1 protein-coding gene is annotated in these 2666 nt (G+C 77.0%); it reads left to right on the forward strand.

Annotated elements, in window-relative coordinates; genetic code table 11:
- A partial coding sequence (locus ACFV4F_RS43080; RefSeq protein WP_380511456.1) for a type I polyketide synthase occupies positions 1-2666 on the forward strand: 2666 nt, incomplete at both ends.

A 2666-nucleotide genomic window follows, 5' to 3' on the forward strand; every position in this document is an offset into this window, starting at 1 on the left:
GGCCCAGGCCCTCCTCGCGACCTACGGGCAGGAGCGCGAGCGCCCGCTGCTGCTCGGCTCGCTGAAGTCCAACATCGGCCACACCCAGGCCGCGGCCGGCGCGGCCGGCGTGATCAAGGCCGTGCTGTCGATGCAGCACGGTGTGCTGCCCCGCACGCTGCACGTGGACGCGCCGTCCTCGCACGTCGACTGGACGGCCGGCGACATCCGGCTGCTCACGCGGGCGGAGGAGTGGCCGCAGACCGGCCGGCCGCGCCGCGCGGGCGTGTCGGCCTTCGGGATCAGCGGCACCAACGCGCACGTGATCGTCGAGCAGGCGCCGCCGGCCGAGGCCCCCGCGCCGGAGCCGTCGGTGGCGCCGGGCGTCGTGCCGTGGGTGTCGGCGGGCAAGTCGGAGGCGGCGCTGGACGCGCAGCTCGCGCGACTGGGAGGGCTGGACGCCTCGCCGGTGGACATCGGCCTCTCGCTGGCCGCCGGTCGGTCGCGCTTCGCGCACCGGGCGGTGCTGCTGGACGGCGCCGAGGTGGCCAGGGGCGTCGCCGACGGCGAGCGCAGGACGGCACTGCTGTTCTCCGGACAGGGTGCCCAACGCCTCGGCATGGGCCAAGAGTTGTACGCCCGCTTCCCCGTCTTCGCCGAGGCCTTCGACGCGGTGTGCGCGCAGTTCGATCTGCCTGTCCGCGATGTGGTGTGGGGCTCGGACGAGGAGCTGGTGAACCGGACGGAGTTCGCCCAGGCCGGGCTGTTCGCGGTCGAGGTGGCGCTGTACCGGCTCGTCGAATCGCTGGGTGTGCGGGCCGAGTTCGTCGCGGGCCACTCGATCGGCGAGATCGCGGCCGCGCATGTGGCCGGGGTGTTCTCGCTGGAGGACGCCTGCACGCTGGTGAGCGCTCGCGGCCGGCTGATGCAGGCGCTGCCGGAGGGCGGCGCGATGCTCGCCGTGCAGGCCACGGAGGACGAAGTCCTGCCGCTGCTGGGTGACTTCGTCTCGATCGCGGCCGTCAACGGTCCGACCTCCGTGGTCGTGTCGGGCTCTCTCGAAGCGGTGGCGGCGATCGAGGCGCACTTCGCCGACCGGCGGACCACGCGGCTCAAGGTCTCGCACGCGTTCCATTCGCCGCTGATGGACCCGATGCTGGAGGACTTCCGCACCGTCCTCAACGGGCTTACCTACGGCGCCCCTTCGATCCCGCTGGTCTCCAACCTGACCGGCTCCCTGGACGGCGACGTCACCACCCCCGACTACTGGGTGCGCCACGTCCGCGAGGCCGTCCGCTTCGCCGACGGGATCCGCACGCTGCACGCCGCCGGTGCGACCGACTTCCTGGAACTCGGCCCCGACGCGGCCCTCGCCCCGGCCGTCCGTCAGACCCTCGCGGACGCCCCGGAGGCCGTGGTCGAGCCGGCCGGCCGCCGTGGCCGTCCCGAGGAGACCGCCCTGCTGACCGCGCTCGCCCGCCTCCATGTCGTCGGCGTGCCCGTCGACTGGACGCGCCTGTTCGACGGCACCGGTGCCCGCCGCACCGACCTCCCGACGTACGCCTTCCAGCGCGAGCGCTACTGGCCGCAGACGCACGCCCCGGCCGCCGGCCCCGGCGTCGCCGTGCAGGACGACCCGCTGGACGCCCGCTTCTGGGCCGCCGTCGAGGGCGAGGACCTGGACGCGCTGGCCGCCGACCTCGCCGTGGACGGCGACGCGCTCGGCGCGGTGCTCCCCGCCCTGTCCGCCTGGCGGCGCCACCACCGCGACCAGTCCCTGCTGGACGCGCTGCGCTTCCACGAGTCCTGGCGCGCGCTGCCGGGCGGCTCGACGGCCCGGCCCTCCGGCCCGTGGCTGGTGGTCACGCCGGCCGAGGACGGCGACGAGGCGTGGACGGAGGCGGCCTGCGAGGCCGTCGGACCGGACGCCCTGCTCCTGTCCGTGCCCGCCCCGCAGCGCGCCGAGCTCGCCGCGCTGCTGCGCGAACTGCCCTCGACCGGGCGCCCGTTCACCGGCGTCCTGTCCCTCCTCGCGCTCGGCCGCGGCACCGACCCGGCCGCGGTGACCCTCGCCCTCCTGCAAGCCCTGGGCGACGCGGACGTCACCGCGCCGCTGTGGAGCCTGACGCGCGGCGCGGTCGCCGTGGCCCGCACCGACGCGCCGACCGCGCCCGAGCAGGCCGCCGTGTGGGGCCTCGGCCGGGTCGCCGCGCTGGAGCACCCCCAGCAGTGGGGCGGCCTCGTCGACCTGCCCGGGGCACCGGACCAGACCGCGGTGCGCCGGCTGGCCGCCGTCCTCGCCGGCGCGGACGGCCCGGACGGCTCGGACGCCGAGGACCAGATCGCGATCCGCACGGCCGCCGTCCACGCCCGCCGCCTGGTCCCGGCCCCGGCCGGCGCAGCCGACGCGGGCTGGACCCCGGGGGCGACCCCGGGCACCGTGCTGATCACCGGCGGCACCGGCGGCCGGGGCGCCGCGGTGGCCCGACAGCTCGCCGCCGCGGGCGCGAGCCACCTGCTGCTGGCGAGCCGCCGCGGCCCCGACGCCCCCGGCGCCGCCGACCTCGCCGAGGAGCTGAGCGGCCTGGGCGCCACCGTGACGATCACCTCCTGCGACGTCGCCGACCGCGAGGCCCTCGCCGCCCTGCTGGCCGCGATCCCCGCCGACGCCCCGCTCACCGCCGTCG

The organism is Kitasatospora sp. NPDC059722, from assembly GCF_042733235.1.
GTDB lineage: Bacteria > Actinomycetota > Actinomycetes > Streptomycetales > Streptomycetaceae > Kitasatospora.